The organism is Stenotrophomonas maltophilia (genome assembly GCF_001274595.1).
GTDB classification, from domain to species: domain Bacteria; phylum Pseudomonadota; class Gammaproteobacteria; order Xanthomonadales; family Xanthomonadaceae; genus Stenotrophomonas; species Stenotrophomonas forensis.
Genome location: NZ_CP011010.1, coordinates 902,113 through 917,086, shown reverse-complemented (window position 1 = coordinate 917,086; position 14,974 = coordinate 902,113). Strand labels below are relative to the sequence as shown.

16 protein-coding genes are annotated in these 14,974 nt (G+C 65.7%); 2 read left to right on the top strand and 14 right to left on the bottom strand.

The genetic code is table 11. The features are described from left to right. Positions 1–39 precede the first annotated feature (39 nt). Complete coding sequence (locus VN11_RS04140; protein ID WP_053448884.1) at positions 40–1,662, top strand: amidase; 1,623 nt, start codon at positions 40–42, stop codon at positions 1,660–1,662. Between the two features lie 63 nt (positions 1,663–1,725). Here the strand turns inward: VN11_RS04140 and VN11_RS04135 are convergent, their stop codons facing one another. Next, entirely contained in the window at positions 1,726–2,865 is a 1,140-nt protein-coding gene (locus VN11_RS04135) for a mechanosensitive ion channel family protein (protein ID WP_053451248.1), read from the bottom strand. Positions 2,866–3,441: 576 nt separating this feature from the next. Further along, positions 3,442–4,833, bottom strand: a complete 1,392-nt coding sequence (locus tag VN11_RS04130; protein WP_008265113.1) for a class II 3-deoxy-7-phosphoheptulonate synthase — start codon at positions 4,831–4,833, stop codon at positions 3,442–3,444. 220 nt (positions 4,834–5,053) lie between these two features. On the opposite strand from VN11_RS04130, the gene VN11_RS04125 reads away from it, so the two are divergent. Beyond that, complete coding sequence (locus VN11_RS04125) at positions 5,054–7,180, top strand: TonB-dependent receptor (RefSeq protein WP_053448883.1); 2,127 nt, start codon at positions 5,054–5,056, stop codon at positions 7,178–7,180. 45 nt (positions 7,181–7,225) lie between these two features. Here VN11_RS04125 and VN11_RS04120 read toward each other — a convergent pair whose 3' ends face one another. The 12 genes from VN11_RS04120 to rplF form a co-directional block, all read right to left on the bottom strand. Further along, on the bottom strand, positions 7,226–7,732 hold the full coding sequence (locus tag VN11_RS04120) for a disulfide bond formation protein B (RefSeq protein ID WP_004154504.1): 507 nt from the start codon (positions 7,730–7,732) through the stop codon (positions 7,226–7,228). Between the two features lie 174 nt (positions 7,733–7,906). After that, positions 7,907–8,290, bottom strand: a complete 384-nt coding sequence (gene rplQ / locus VN11_RS04115) for a 50S ribosomal protein L17 (protein WP_005408217.1) — start codon at positions 8,288–8,290, stop codon at positions 7,907–7,909. 191 nt (positions 8,291–8,481) lie between these two features. Beyond that, positions 8,482–9,480, bottom strand: a complete 999-nt coding sequence (locus VN11_RS04110; RefSeq protein ID WP_004145453.1) for a DNA-directed RNA polymerase subunit alpha — start codon at positions 9,478–9,480, stop codon at positions 8,482–8,484. Positions 9,481–9,536: 56 nt separating this feature from the next. After that, complete coding sequence (gene rpsD, locus VN11_RS04105) at positions 9,537–10,166, bottom strand: 30S ribosomal protein S4 (protein ID WP_004145446.1); 630 nt, start codon at positions 10,164–10,166, stop codon at positions 9,537–9,539. Positions 10,167–10,181: 15 nt separating this feature from the next. Then, on the bottom strand, positions 10,182–10,571 hold the full coding sequence (gene rpsK / locus VN11_RS04100; RefSeq protein ID WP_004145443.1) for a 30S ribosomal protein S11: 390 nt from the start codon (positions 10,569–10,571) through the stop codon (positions 10,182–10,184). Between the two features lie 11 nt (positions 10,572–10,582). After that, positions 10,583–10,939 (bottom strand): 30S ribosomal protein S13, encoded by a 357-nt coding sequence (gene rpsM, locus VN11_RS04095; RefSeq protein ID WP_004154500.1) that lies wholly within the window; start codon positions 10,937–10,939, stop codon positions 10,583–10,585. A 347-nt stretch (positions 10,940–11,286) separates the two neighbouring features. Next, the gene (gene secY, locus VN11_RS04090; protein ID WP_004154499.1) at positions 11,287–12,654 is read right to left on the bottom strand and encodes a preprotein translocase subunit SecY; all 1,368 of its coding nucleotides are present in this window, start codon (positions 12,652–12,654) and stop codon (positions 11,287–11,289) included. A gap of 7 nt (positions 12,655–12,661) precedes the next feature. After that, on the bottom strand, positions 12,662–13,105 hold the full coding sequence (gene rplO / locus VN11_RS04085) for a 50S ribosomal protein L15 (protein ID WP_004154498.1): 444 nt from the start codon (positions 13,103–13,105) through the stop codon (positions 12,662–12,664). A gap of 6 nt (positions 13,106–13,111) precedes the next feature. Next, entirely contained in the window at positions 13,112–13,303 is a 192-nt protein-coding gene (rpmD, locus tag VN11_RS04080) for a 50S ribosomal protein L30 (RefSeq protein ID WP_004154497.1), read from the bottom strand. Next, entirely contained in the window at positions 13,296–13,838 is a 543-nt protein-coding gene (gene rpsE / locus VN11_RS04075) for a 30S ribosomal protein S5 (RefSeq protein WP_053448882.1), read from the bottom strand. The genes rpmD and rpsE overlap by 8 nt, the downstream gene beginning before the upstream one ends. Positions 13,839–13,999: 161 nt before the next feature. Further along, complete coding sequence (gene rplR, locus VN11_RS04070) at positions 14,000–14,359, bottom strand: 50S ribosomal protein L18 (protein ID WP_024957318.1); 360 nt, start codon at positions 14,357–14,359, stop codon at positions 14,000–14,002. An 80-nt stretch (positions 14,360–14,439) separates the two neighbouring features. Further along, complete coding sequence (gene rplF / locus VN11_RS04065; protein ID WP_008266090.1) at positions 14,440–14,964, bottom strand: 50S ribosomal protein L6; 525 nt, start codon at positions 14,962–14,964, stop codon at positions 14,440–14,442. Positions 14,965–14,974: the final 10 nt, after the last annotated feature.

Sequence of the window (14,974 nt, the reverse complement as noted above, 5' to 3'; positions counted from 1 at the left end):
AGCGGCTACACTGGGGATTGGAGCCGACCAAGCCGCCCCATGCGCCCGTCCTTGCCGCCTCTGCTGACCTGCCTGCTCGCCGCGCTGCCTGCGCTGCTTTCGGCTGGCTGCAGCCCGGCCACGTCCAGCGCGCATGCGGCCGAACCTGCGAGCCGCAACGTGCCGTTCCCGTACGCCGAAACCGATGTCGCCGATCTGCAGGCGCGGATGACCGCCGGTGAGCTGGACAGCACCACCCTGACCCAGGCCTACCTGCAGCGCATTGCGGCCCTGGACCGCACCGGGCCGCGCCTGCGCGCGGTGATCGAGCTCAACCCGGATGCACTGAAGGAAGCCGCAGCGCGCGACCGCGAGCGCCGCGATGGCCGCCTGCGCGGGCCCCTGCATGGCATTCCGCTGCTGCTGAAGGACAACATCAACGCCGCGCCGATGGCCACCAGTGCCGGCTCGCTGGCCCTGCAGGGTTTCCGCCCGGACGACGCCTACCTGGTGCGTCGGCTGCGCGACGCCGGCGCGGTGGTGCTGGGCAAGACCAATCTCAGCGAGTGGGCCAACTTCCGCGGCAACGACTCGATCTCGGGCTGGAGCGCGCGCGGTGGCCAGACCCGCAATCCCTATCGACTCAGCCACTCGCCCTGCGGCTCCAGTAGCGGCAGTGCGGTGGCCGTGGCCGCCAACCTGGCCAGCGTGGCGATCGGCACCGAGACCGACGGCAGCATCGTCTGCCCGGCGGCGATCAACGGTGTGGTCGGCCTGAAGCCGACGGTTGGACTGGTCAGCCGCGACGGCATCATCCCGATCTCGTTCAGCCAGGACACCGCCGGGCCGATGGCACGCAGCGTCGCCGATGCGGCGGCCGTTCTGACCGCGATCGCCGGCCGCGACGACGCCGACCCGGCGACTGCGACCATGCCCGGCCGCGCGGTCTATGACTACACCGCGCGGCTGGACCCGCAGGGCCTGCGCGGCAAGCGCATCGGCCTGCTGCAGACGCCCCTGCTGAAATACCGCGGAATGCCGCCGCTGATCGACCAGGCCGCCGCCGAGCTACGCCGTGCCGGTGCCGTTGTGGTGCCGGTGGAGCTGCCCAACCAGGGCGCCTGGGCCGAGGCCGAACGCCTCGTGCTGCTGTACGAATTCAAGGCAGGGCTGGAGCGCTACTTCAGCACCCACCACGCGCCGCTGCGCAGCCTTGCCGACCTGATCGCCTTCAACCAGGCACACGCCAGGCAGGAGCTGGGCCTGTTCGGCCAGGAGCTGCTGGTCGAGGCCGACGCCACCGCCGGGCTGGCCGACCCCGCCTATATCCGCGCACGCAGTGATGCGCGCCGGCTGGCCGGCCCGGAAGGCATCGATGCCGCCCTCGCCGCACAGCAGCTCGATGCCCTGGTGGCACCGACCACCGGTGTGGCATGGCCGATCCGCAGCGAAGGCGACGACTTCCCGGGCGAGAGCTACAGCGCCGCGGCTGTGGCGGGCTATCCCAGCCTCAGCGTGCCGATGGGCCAGATCGACGGCCTGCCGGTCGGCCTGCTGTTCATGGGCACCGCCTGGAGCGAGCCCAAGCTGATCGAGATGGCCTACGCCTATGAACAGCGCACCCGCGCGCGGCGGCCACCGCACTTCGATACAGACGCCCTGATCGACGCCGGCGAGCCGTGATCCGGTCGTGCCGGCCGCTGGCCGGCAACCCATCATCCCGCAGATGCCGGCCAGCGCCCGGCACTACCGGTCCGGGGATTCCACCGGCACGATCGCCGCCTCGCCATCCTCCGCGCCCGGCGAACGCACATCTGCAGTACGCGTACGCGGTACTCGTGGCATGTCCAGCTCATCATCGTGCTGTACACGTGCGCGCACCTGCGGCAACGACTGCGGGTGTTCGCGGGCGAGGAAATCGAGCATGCGTTCGCGCACCAGGCAGCGCAGGTCGAAAGCATCGCCAGAGCTGCGCGCGCTGACCAGCAGCCGCACCTGGATCGCACGCTCGCTGGTCTCGGTCACCTGGGTCACGCAGACCCGGCCATCCCACAGCGCTTCACCCCGGCAGATCCGCTCCAGCTCGGTGCGGATCGCTGCGATCGGCGCCCGGTAGTCCAGCCACAGGAAGGCCGTGCCAAGCAGGTCGGCACTGCGCCGCGTCCAGTTCTGGAACGGGTTCTCGATGAACCAGGTCAGCGGCACCACCATCCGCCGCTCATCCCAGATGCGTACCACCACATAGCTGCTGCCGATCTCCTCGATGCGGCCCCATTCGCCTTCAACGATCACCACGTCGTCCAGCCGGATCGGCTGCGTCACCGCGATCTGCAGGCCGGCGATCAGGTTGCCGAACACCGGCTTGGCGGCGATACCGGCAACCAGACCGATCAGGCCGGCCGATGCCAGCAAAGCAGTGCCGATCTTCTGCACCATCGGGAACGTGAGCAGCACCAGCGATGCCCCCAGCACGATGATGCCGCCCATCAGCACGCGGCTGAGCACCCGGGTCTGGGTCTGGATGCGGCGGGCTTCAAGGTTGTCGGAAACATCGATGGGGTGACTGCGCAGGATAGCGCGCTCGCCGGCGGCCACCGCCCGCACCAGCAACCAGATGAAGCACGCGGTCAGTGCGATATGCAGCATGTGCTGCAGGTTGCCGAGCATTGGGTCCTGCAGCGGCGTCGCCTGCAGCGCGGGAATCAACAGCAGCAGCGGCCAGGCGGTGGCCAGCGGCAGCCCGAGCACGCGACCGATGCGCGCACGCCGCCGATCGCGTCCTTTCAACCGGTGGTAGATCCACAGGATCAACCACGCGCCGATGCCCCCCACCAGCACCGCCGCCCCCAACGGCCACACATAGGCCTGTGCGCTTTCCCAGTGCACGGTCGCCACCTCCACTCGAACCGCAAGCGGACAGCCTCGCGCATGGCGCATGAGCGTCACGTCAGTCGTTCGTAAGGAGGGTGTTGATCGGCAGGGCTTGCAGCCCTGCACCCGGCTGCGCTGGAGCAACAGCAACAGCCGAAGCACAAGCAACACCAGAGGCTGGCATTCCGTGGGATGGCGGGGTGGGTCCGGTTGCGGGAGACGCCGTAAACCCATCCCTGGGGGCTTGGCCGCGGCATCCATGCCGCGGACACTCCCGCAACCGGACCCACCCCGCCTTCGACAGTTTTCTGCGATCTGCTGGAACAGATCTGACCCCATTTGTGTGTATCGCTATCTGACAGATGTGCCGACCAACGGTCGGCACCCACCGACAGATCGCAGGGATCTGTCAGGGTGGGGCGGTGTCGGAGTGCGGGGTGTCAGCCGCATGGATGCGGCTGCCAAGCCTACATGGACGTACTTGCGGCGTCCCCGCACTCCGACACCGCCCCAGCATCCCCCGGAATGCCCGACTTTGACGTTGATCTGGCTTGTAGCAGGTGCAGGGCTGCAAGCCCTGCCGAAAAACCCTTACCGCACTTGTTCCTGCTTGCGCACGATCGCCATCGCGATCTCCAGCGACTGCTCGTAGTTCAACCGCGGGTCCACCGTCGAACGATATGCACGTTCCAGATCACGCTCGGTCAACTCGCGCGCGCCACCGGTGCACTCGGTGACATCCTCGCCGGTCAGCTCCAGATGCACGCCGCCCAGGCGCGTGCCCGCGGCCGCATGCAGGTCGAACGACATCTCAACCTCGCCGCGCACATTGTCGAAACGACGGGTCTTGAAACCATTGGCAGTGCTCTCGGTATTGCCATGCATCGCATCGCATACCCACAGCACACGGCGACCATCACGCTTGACCGCATCCAGCAGCGGCGGCAGCTTCTCGGCAATCTGCGCCGCACCCATGCGATGGATGAAGCTCAGGCGGCCGGGTTCATCATGCGGGTTGAGCACATCGATCAGGCGCAGCAACTGGTCCGGCGTCACCGACGGGCCGACCTTGATCGCGATCGGGTTGCGCACGCCGCGCAGGTACTCCACGTGCGCGCCATCGAGCGCAGCGGTGCGCATGCCGATCCACGGGTAATGCGTGCTCAGGTTCAACCAGCCCTGCTGACGCGGCACCTGCCGCGTCAGCGCCTGTTCGTAGGGCAGCAGCAGCGCTTCGTGCGAGGTGTAGAAATCGATGCGATTGAGGTTGTGCACGCGGGCCCCGGCCAGGGTCTCCATGAAGTGCACCGCATCGCCGATCGAGGCCACCATCTTCTGGTACTCGGCGGCCAGCGGCGAGTGGCTTACCCACTCCAGGTTCCAGTACTCCGGATGGTGCAGGTCGGCGAAGCCGCCATCGATCAGCGCACGCACGAAGTTCATCGTCATCGCCGAATGCGCGTGGGCCTGCAGCATCCGCTTCGGGTCCGGCAGGCGCGCCGCTTCGGTGAACGCCGGCGCATTGATCACGTCACCACGGTAGCTGGGCAGGGTCACGCCATCGCGGGTTTCGGTATCGGCCGAACGCGGCTTGGCGTACTGGCCGGCAAAGCGCCCAACGCGGATCACCGGTTGGCGCAGGCCGTGCACCAGCACCAGGCTCATCTGCAGCAGCACCTTCAACCGGTTGGAAATGGTGCCCGATTCGCAGTCGCTGAAATTCTCCGCGCAGTCACCGCCCTGCAGCAGGAAGCGCTTGCCCTCCTGCGCCTCGGCCAACTGCTGCTTCAACGCCAGGATCTCCCACGAGGTAACCAGCGGCGGCAGCCGCTTCAGCTCGTGCAGGGCCGCATCCAGCGCGACCGGGTCCGGGTAGGTCGGCATCTGCAGCGCGGTCTTGCCACGCCAGCTCTCCGGCGACCAGGCAGCGCCAGCGGCGGTCGCGGCAGGATCGGGGACAGGCGAAACGGCGGACAGGCTCATTGCAGACTTCCGGAGGTGGGGGACGTTCATGGTCGCAGAGCCGACCGCTGTCGCAAAGGGCCGGGCGTGGTCTGCACATGGCTGAACGCCGGGGAAAGGGCATCGCGATCGGCCACAAACCGCATGGCCATGGCCGTCCCGGCAGGCGCATGATTCGCCACGCACTGTTACGAAGTAACACTCCACATTCCCCGACCGGCCCCTTCCACAGCCCATCGCCATGAAGCCCTCCCTGCTCGCTACCGGCATCACCCTCGCCCTGGCTCTGGCCAGCCTGCCCGCCTTCGCCGCAGCTGCCGACGACACCTCCGCGCCGGTCAAGGACCTGGACGCTGTGACCGTCCACGCCCAGCTCGACCAGGCCCGCAACATGCTGTCGCCGGATATCGGCAGCAGCCAGTACCAGATCACGGCCGAGGACATCCAGAAGCAGCCGCTGGGTGCGTCTGCGCCACTCAGCCAGGTGCTGTTGCAGGCGCCGGGCGTGGTCCAGGATTCGTACGGCGGCGTGCATGTGCGCGGCGACCACGCCAACCTGCAGTACCGCATCAACGGCGTGCTGCTGCCCGAATCGATCTCCGGCTTTGGCCAGACCCTGGATGCACGCACCATCAAGAGCATCCGCCTGATGGATGGCGCTCTGCCGGCGCAGTTCGGCGAGCGCACCGCTGCGGTGGTCGACATCACTACGCGCAATGGCGCCGAACTTGGCAATGGTGGCAGCGCGGGCCTCGCTGCCGGCTCGTTCGGCAAGCTCAATCCGAATGCCTCATGGTGGGGCAACCAGGGCCGTTGGAGCTGGTTCCTGACCGGCAACTACGACCAGAACGAGGTCGGCCTGGAAAATCCGACCCCCTCGCGCAAGCCGCTGCACGACGACACCCACCAGGGCAAGGCCTTCGCCGACCTGACCTATCTGGTCAACGACAACACCCGCCTGAGCGTATTCGCCGGCTTCGCCAACAACCGCTTCCAGATCCCGGTCAATCCGGGCCAGACACCGCAGTTCGGCTATCTCGACACCACCACCTTCGACTCCAGCCAGCTGGATGAGACCCAGCGCGAGACCACCCGCTTCGGCATGCTGGTGCTGCAGGGCACGCTGGGCAGCACCGCCTACCAGCTCTCGGCCGGGCAGCGTTACAGCGATGTGGGATTCAACCCGGACGTGGTGGGCGACCTGGTGTTCAGCGGCGTCGCCTCACAGGTCCAGCGCAGCAACCGCGCCAATACCCTGCAGGCCGACTTCTCCACGCCGCTGGGCAACGACCACACGCTGCGCTATGGCCTGTATGGCAACTACGAGAACGCGCGGGCCAGCAACAACAGCTGGGTGTTCCCGGTCGACGACGCCGGCCAGCAGTCCAGCACCACGCCGCTGCTGATTCCCGATCGCAGCGCCTTCCACGCCAGCACGCTGGCGCTGTACGTGCAGGACGAATGGAAGATCGGCGACGACTGGACCGTCAACTACGGCCTGCGCGGTGACCGTTACAAGGCCTTTGGGCGCACCGAAGGCCAGCTCAGCCCGCGCGTGGGCGTGGTCTGGAATGCCAGCGACAGCACCACCGTGCACGCCGGCTACTCGCGCTACTTCACGCCACCGGCCAGCGAGCTGATCGCCAGCAGCGACATCGCCCTCTACGACGGCACCACCAACCAGCAGCCCAGCGGCGGCAACAACATTCCGCTGGCCGAACGCAGCGATTACTACGACATCGGCGTCTCGCAGCAGCTGGGTGAACACCTCACACTGGGCCTGGATGCGTATGACCGCCGCGTCGCGCGGCTGCAGGATGAAGGCCAGTTCGGCGCCGCCTACATCTATTCGACGTTCAACTATCGCCGCGGCCACATCCGCGGCCTGGAATTCAGTGCCGACTACAGCAACGGCCCGTTCAGCGCCTACCTCAACGCCGCCCTGAACAAGGCCATCGGTACCGACGTCATCACCGGGCAGTACAACCTGGACCCGGAAGCCCTGGCCTACGTGGCCAACCACTGGATCCACCTGGATCACGACCAGAAGCTGACGTCGTCGGGCGGCTTCAGCTACGCCTTCGCGGGCCACAACCGGATCGGTGCCAACTACGTGTTCGGCAGCGGCCTGCGTTCGGACATCGAGGGCGTGCCCAATGGCGGCGAGCTGCCGTCGTACCTGCAGGTCAATCTCAGTGCAGGCCACGACTTCAACGCCGACAGCGGCCATCCGCTGCATGTGCAGCTGGCGCTGATCAACGCACTGGATCGCAGCTACCAGCTGCGTGATGGCGGCGGTGTCGGCGTGTTCGCCCCGCAATGGGGCCCGCGCCGCGGCGCCTACCTGAGCCTGCAGCAGGACTTCTGAGGACGGACCGTGGTAGTGCCGGCCGCTGGCCGGCATTACCTTGCTTCAGCGCTTGACCTTGCGCAGCGACACCAGCAGCGCCCACAGCGCCAGCAGCACGAACCACACCCCCGACCACATTGGCATGGTCAGGCCCAGGAACGTCCAGTCGATGTTGCCGCAGTTGCCGGTACCGGTCAGCACCGTGCGGAACACTTCCAGTGGCCCCATGGTCTCGCGCAGGAAGCTCAGCGGTGGGCCGCAGGTCGCGCCCATCTCCGGCGGCAGCATCTGCACGTAGACGTGGCGCGCGGCGATGCCGACACCCACCGCGGCGGCGATGAAGGCCAGCACGCCATAGGTCGCGCGGCCAGGTCGGTTGGACGGCCCGTGCAGCGCGCCGATCAGGAACAGCAGGCCGAGCGCGGCGAATGCCAGGCGCTGGAAGATGCACAGCGGGCACGGCTCCAGGCCCATCTTCAACTGCAGGAAGATCGCGTAGCCCAGCAGGCCCGCACAGATCAGGAAGCCCAGGAAGAACTGGGCGCGGAAGGGCCAGCGCAGTGGATTCATCGTCAACGCTCGAATGGATCAGGCGCCAAGCGTAACCGAGAGTGCGCGCCATTCGAACCGCCGCAGGTGACGCCTGTCGGAACGGTGTGGGTTGCAGGCAGCGCCCAGCAACCCCGGAAACGCAAAAGCCCGGCAGAGGCCGGGCTTTCGCTGTGTCGCGTTGGAGCGGTCCGATTACTCGGCCACTTCTTCGGCCACGACCGGACGGTCAACCAGCTCGACGTAGGCCATCGGTGCGTTGTCGCCGGCGCGGAAGCCGCACTTCAGCAGGCGCAGGTAGCCGCCCGGACGGTTCGCGTAGCGCGGGCCCAGGATGGTGAACAGGTTGCCCACGGCTTCGTTGTCGCGCAGGCGGGCGAAGGCCAGACGGCGGTTGGCGACGGAGTCGACCTTGGCCAGGGTGATCAGCGGCTCGGCAACGCGGCGCAGTTCCTTGGCCTTCGGCAGGGTGGTCTTGATCAGCTCGTGCTTGAACAGCGAGGCGGCCATGTTCTTGAACATCGCTTCGCGGTGGGCGCTGGTACGGCTGAACTTACGGCCAGACTTCTGGTGACGCATGGTGATATTCCTTGGTTAATGATGAGGCTGTGTGGATCGTTGTCGCCATCCTGGCGTTGCTGCGCGGACTGCGGATGGTCCTGGCCGCCCGTCCTGGACGACCTGCCGCGCGAACCTGGGGTTCGTCGTGGCATGTTGTGTTGCGTTGAAGGCTCCACCGTTGCCGGTGGAGCCTCCAGGCATTACCGATATCAGCCCAGCATGCCGTGGCTGGCGACGCCGGCCGGCGGCCAGTTCTCCAGCTTCATGCCGAGCGACAGGCCGCGCTGAGCCAGCACTTCCTTGATCTCGGTGAGCGACTTCTTGCCCAGGTTCGGGGTCTTCAGCAGCTCCACTTCGGTCTTCTGGATCAGATCGCCGATGTAGTAGATGCTTTCGGCCTTCAGGCAGTTGGCCGAACGCACGGTCAGCTCCAGATCGTCGATCGGGCGCAGCAGCACCGGATCCACGCCGTTGTTGGCCGGCTTGGCCGCACCGCGGTCGCGGTGGGTGAAGTCACCGAACACCGACAGCTGGTCGCTGAGGATATCGGCGGCGGTGCGCACGGCTTCCTCGGCGTCGATGGTGCCGTTGGTCTCGATATCGATGACCAGCTTGTCCAGGTCGGTACGCTGTTCGACGCGGGCCGCTTCCACGGCATAGGCGACGCGGCGGACCGGCGAGAACGAGGCATCCAGGACCAGGCGGCCGATGGCACGGGTTTCTTCGTCCGGACGACGACGCGCGGCAGCCGGCTGGTAGCCGAAACCACGTTCGATCTTCAGACGCATGTTCACTGCCGTGTCCTTGGTCAGGTGGCAGATCACATGGTCGCCGTTCAGGATCTCCACATTGTGGTCGACCTTGATGTCGGCAGCGGTGACAACGCCCGGGCCCTGCTTGGACAGGGACAGGGTGGCGCTGTCGCCGGAGTGCATACGGATGGCCACGTCCTTCAGGTTCAGCAGGACTTCGAGCACGTCCTCCTGCAGACCTTCGACCGTGGTGTACTCATGCAACACGCCGTCGATTTCGACTTCCGTGATGGCGAAGCCCGGGATGGACGACAGCAGCACGCGACGCAGGGCATTGCCCAGCGTATGCCCGTAACCCCGCTCCAAAGGTTCGATAACGACCTTTGCACGGGTGTCGGTAAGGCGTTCGATCTGCGGACCGCGAGGACGCAGAACCTGGTTGGCGGTAACCGTCATGTTGCGGGTTCTCCTAGTGAACCCCCGGCCGTCGCCGGGGGCTCTCCAATGATGAATTACTTCGAATACAGCTCGACGATCAGCGCTTCGTTGATGTCCGCAGGCAGATCCGAACGATCCGGAACAGCCTTGAAGATGCCGGTGAACTTGCCGGAATCCACTTCAACCCACGACGGGCTCAGGTCATGCTGGGCGGCGACGGTCAGGGCTTCCTGGACGCGCAGCTGCTTGGCAGCCTTTTCAGACAGAGCGATGGCGTCGCCAGCCTTGACCTGGTACGAAGCCAGGTTGACCGACTTGCCATTCACGGTGACGCCGCGGTGCGACACCAGCTGACGGGCAGCCGGACGGGTCACGGCGAAGCCCATGCGGTAGACGACGTTGTCCAGGCGGGTTTCCAGCAGCTGCAGCAGGTTCTCGCCGGTGTTGCCCTTCTTGGTCGAGGCCTTCTTGTAGTAGTTGCGGAACTGACGCTCCAGCAGGCCGTAGATACGCTTGACCTTCTGCTTTTCACGCAGCTGGGTGGCGTAGTCGGACAGCTTGCCCTTGCGGGCAGTGGCGCCGTGCTGGCCGGGCTTCTGCTCCAGCTTGCACTTCGAGTCCAGCGCACGCGCCGGGCTCTTCAGGGACAGGTCGGCGCCTTCGCGACGGGCGAGCTTACAGGTAGGACCGATATAACGAGCCATTTCTTATCGCTCCCTTTAGACGCGACGCTTCTTCGGCGGACGGCACCCGTTGTGCGGGATAGGCGTCACGTCGATGATGTTGGTGATCTTGTAGCCGACGTTGTTCAACGAACGCACGGCCGACTCACGGCCCGGACCCGGGCCCTTGATGCGGACTTCCAGCGACTTCACGCCGTAGTCCAGCGCAGCACGACCGGCCTTTTCAGCAGCCACCTGGGCAGCGAACGGGGTCGACTTGCGCGAACCGCGGAAGCCAGCGCCACCGGAGGTCGCCCACGACAGAGCGTTGCCCTGACGGTCGGTGATGGTGACGATGGTGTTGTTGAACGAAGCGTGGACGTGGGCAACGCCGTCGGTGACGACGCGCTTGATCTTCTTCTTGGTCTTAGCAGCGGGCTTAGCCATTTCTCAGTCCCTTACTTCTTGATCGCCTTGCGCGGACCCTTGCGGGTGCGGGCGTTGGTACGGGTGCGCTGGCCACGCAGCGGGAGGCCACGACGGTGACGCAGGCCGCGGTAGCAGCCCAGGTCCATCAGGCGCTTGATCGCGATACCGATTTCACGGCGCAGATCGCCTTCCACGATGTACTTGCCGACTTCGGCGCGCAGGCGCTCGATTTCCGGCTCCGACAGATCGCGGATCTTGGTGGTCGAAGCAACGCCTGCGACTTCGCAGACCTTCTTCGAACGGGTACGGCCGATGCCGTAAATGCTTTGCAACCCGACCCAGACGTGCTTCTGGGCTGGCAGGTTGACGCCTGCAATACGCGCCATGACGCGGTTCTCCAGCTGAGTGATGGCCGACAGCGCGCCTCGGGCACGCCAATCCGGCAGGATGGATCAAAAAAGTGAACTAGCGATACTAACAAGGTTCCGGTTTACATGGAAGCCCGTGAAACCATTGGTTTCATGAACCCGGCCTGGGGAGTGTGCCCAGGCTCCGGCGCCGGATGGGGTTGGACCTGGGGTTTCCCCCGGGGCCGCCCGCGCTACTCCAGCGCGGGACCACCTCATCACACCCCCACCCGGAACCGCTGCGGGGGCCGCCCTTCGTTTGTGTGGCCGGAGTCCGCGAAGCGGAGGGACCATCACGTCAGGAAGACGAAAGTATAACAGGCCTATCAGCCGCGGGCAAAACCGCCGCGGTTGCCGCCCTTCAGGTTGGCCTTCTTCAGCAGGCTCTCGTACTGGTGCGACATCAGGTGCGCCTGCACCTGGGCGATGAAGTCCATCACCACCACCACCACGATCAGCAGCGAAGTACCGCCGAAGTAGAACGAGGCGTTCAGCTGCGTGCGCATCAGTTCCGGCAGCAGGCAGACGATCACCAGGTACGCCGAGCCGGCTGCGGTCAGGCGGGTCAGCACGCCGTCGATGTAGTCGGCGGTGGCCTTGCCCGGACGGATGCCCGGGATCAGCGCGCCCGACTTCTTCAGGTTGTCGGCGGTTTCCTGCGAGTTGAACACCAGCGCGGTATAGAAGAACGCGAAACCGGTGATCAGCGCAGCGAACACGATCATGTGCAGCGGCTCGCCCGGGCCGAGCGCGTTGGCGACCTTCTGCAGGATCTGGCCGAAGCTGCTCTGGTTGGCGGCCTGGCCGGACCACATGGCCAGGGTGGCCGGGAAGGCCAACAGGCTCGAGGCGAAGATCGCCGGGATGACGCCGGCCATGTTGAGCTTCAGCGGCAGGAACGAGGTCTGGTTCATGTACGCGTTGCGACCGCCCTGGCGGCGCGCGTAGTTGACCGTGATCCGGCGCTGGCCACGCTCGACGAACACCACGAAGAAGGTGAAGGCGAGCACGACAATGGCGATCAGCAGCAGCTGGATGAACTGGATGTTGCCGTCGCGGTAGGCGTCGAAGGTGTGGATGACCGCACCCGGCAGGCCGGCCACGATACCGGCGAAGATGATCAGCGACACGCCGTTGCCGATGCCGCGCTCGGTGACCTGCTCACCGACCCACATCAGGAACATGGTGCCGGCGGTCAGCGCGACCACGGCGGTGAGCACGAAGCCCATGCCCGGCGCGTACACGACCGGAGCGCCCGACGGCGAGACCTGGCCCTGCAGGGCCAGCGCGATCGAACCGCCCTGCACCACTGCCAGCAGCACGGCGCCGATGCGCGAATACTGGGTGATCTTGCGGCGGCCGGACTCACCTTCCTTCTGCATCGCCTTCAGGGCGGGGAAGATGTGCACGGCCAGCTGCATCACGATCGATGCCGAGATGTACGGCATCACGTTCAGCGCGAAGATGCTGAAACGGTGCAGGGCGCCGCCCGAGAACATGTTGAACATGTCCACGATGCCGCCGCCCTGCTGTTGCATCATGGCAAGCATGGCATCGGGATTGACGCCCGGCACCGGCACATAGCAGCCGATGCGATAGACGATCAAAGCCCCGACGACGAACAGCAAACGTTGGCGAAGTTCAGTGAACTTGCCCATTCCGCCCGCGAGGTTACCGATGCCAGCTTGCGCCATGATTTTCTTACTCCGTCACGCTGCCGCCGGCAGCTTCGATCGCGGCCTTGGCACCAGCCGTGGCAGCAATACCCTTCAGGGTGAACGCCTTGGTCACTTCGCCCTTGACGACGACCTTGGCCTTCTTTGCGGTGCTCGGGACCAGCTTGGCAGCACGCAGGGCGGCGAAGTCGATCTCGCCGGCCGGCAGCTTGTCCAGCGCGTACAGCAGCACTTCAGCGGTGTCCTTGGCGATCGGCGAACGGAAGCCGATCTTCGGCAGACGACGCTGCATGGGGGTCTGGCCGCCTTCGAAGCCAGCCTTGATCTTGCCGCCACCCTTACGGGCGAACGAACCCTTGTGGCCGCGGCCGGCAGTCTTGCCCAGGCCCGAGCCGATACCGCGACCGACGCGGGTGCGCTCGGTGCGGGCGCCCGGTGCCGGGCTCAGTTCATTGAGACGCAGAGTCATGATCGATTACTCCTCAACCTTGACGAGGTAGTGAACGGTGTTGATCAGACCGCGAACCTGCGGGCTGTCCTTCAGTTCACGCACATCGTTGAGCTTGTTCAGGCCCAGCGCACGCACCGACAGGCGGTGACGCGACTGGGTACCACGCAGGCCGCGCACCAGGCGCACCTTCACAGTCTTGTTGGACTCATTAGCCATGGTTGAGTTCCTCCACCTTCTTGCCGCGCTTGGCCGCGATGCGAGCCGGCGACTGCGCTGCAGTCAGGCCCTTCACGGTGGCACGCACCAGGTTGATCGGGTTGCGCGAACCGGTGGCCTTGGCCAGCACGTTCTTCACGCCAACCGCTTCCAGCACGGCGCGCATGGCACCGCCGGCGATGACGCCGGTACCTTCCGAAGCCGGCTGCATGAACACGCGGGCTGCGCCGTGACCATCCTTGATGGTGTGCCACAGGGTGCCGTTGTTCAGGTCAACGCTGACCAGGTTCTTGCGGGCCTGTTCCATCGACTTCTGGATGGCGACCGGCACTTCGCGGGCCTTGCCATAGCCGAAACCGACCTTGCCTTCGCCGTCGCCGACCACGGTCAGGGCGGTGAAGGTGAACTGGCGGCCACCCTTGACGGTCTTGCTGACGCGGTTGACCGCGACCAGCTTTTCGATCATGCCGTCGTCGACTTTCTCTTCGCGGTTACGGTCGCGATCGCGACCCCGCTGCTGACGCTCTTCTGCCATTTTGATTCCTTGGTAGTTTGGGTATGTACGGCTCGGGGCCGCTTATGGTTGTGGAGTGCTGCGTTGTTGCGGTGAGCCGCTGCAGAAGAGCGGCGTCGCCCAGCCTCACTCAGGCTGGCGAGCAGGCGGGCAGAGGACCCTAGGCCCCCTGCCCTTATCCCTTAGAACTGCAGGCCGGCTTCGCGGGCGGCTTCTGCCAGGGCCTTGATGCGGCCGTGGTAGCGGTAGCCCGAACGATCGAAGGCAACCTTCTCGACGCCGGCGGCCTTGGCACGCTCGGCGACGATGCGGCCAACCTTGGCGGCAGCATCGGCGTTCTTGCCGTTCTTCAGGCCTTCCATGACGTCGGTCTGGGTGGTGTTGGCGGCAGCCAGCACCTTGGAACCGTCGGCGGTGAAGACCTGGGCGTACAGGTGCTGGCCGGTGCGCAGCACCGACAGGCGGGCGACGCCGAGCTCACGGATGTGGGCGCGGGTCGACTTGGCGCGACGCAGGCGGGCGATGTTCTTGTTCATTTTGATTATTCCTTGAAAGCTGAAGGTTGGGCTTTTCCCTGAGGAGTCCGCACAAGGATGTGCGGGCTCTTGCGAGGGACTCGCGCTTACGCCTTCTTGGCTTCCTTACGGATGATGACTTCGTCGGAGTACTTCACGCCCTTGCCCTTGTACGGTTCCGGCTTGCGGAACGCACGGATCTTGGCGGCGACTTCACCGACGACCTGCTTGTCAGCGCCCTGGACCAGGATCTCGGTCTGGGTCGGGGTGGTGATGGTGATGCCTTCCGGCGCCACGAACACGACCGGGTGCGAGAAACCGAGCGACAGGCTCAGATCCTTGCCCTGCATGGCAGCACGGTAACCCACGCCGACCAGCTCCAGCTTGCGCTCGAAGCCTTCGGACACGCCCTTGACCATGTTGGCCAGGATCGCGCGGACGGTACCGGTCAGCGCGACCAGGTCAACGTTCTCGGTGCTCAGGGTGGCAACGCCGTTGTCGACGTTGATGGCAATGCCAGCCGGCTTCGGCAGCGACAGGGTGCCCTTCGGGCCCTTGACGGTGACCGATTCGGCCTGGACGTTCAGTTCAACCTTACCCAGGGTGACGGGCTTCTTGGCTACGCGGGACATAGTTCTACTC